1 protein-coding gene is annotated in these 251 nt (G+C 43.8%); it reads right to left on the bottom strand.

Annotated elements, in window-relative coordinates; all coding sequences use genetic code 11:
• Positions 1–251, bottom strand: a 251-nt coding sequence (locus P8629_RS12395) for a hypothetical protein (protein ID WP_278166405.1), incomplete at both ends; no start/stop codon positions are given.

Raw genomic sequence — 251 nt, 5'->3', positions numbered from 1 at the left:
CACTAAAAGAATGAGGATCTCGTGCGTCTAGCGTGAGTGGTGAGTTAACGCTCGGTCGAGCATCAGAGGCCAGATAATCGTAGCTTTCTTGATAATCAAGATAAGGATTATGAGTGGGTGGCAATTTGAAAATGAAACTGTCTTTTGCTGGCGCATCAAGGTCTAAGGTCTGTGCCGCTTTATCGCTATTGCTTTGGCTAAATATATCCAATTCTTTTTCAGACGCTGTCACGGATAGCGAGATCAGTAAC

The sequence above is a fragment of the Hydrogenovibrio sp. 3SP14C1 genome, assembly GCF_029625905.1.
Taxonomy (GTDB): Bacteria; Pseudomonadota; Gammaproteobacteria; order Thiomicrospirales; family Thiomicrospiraceae; genus Hydrogenovibrio.
This window is presented reverse-complemented; position numbering and strand designations above follow the sequence as displayed.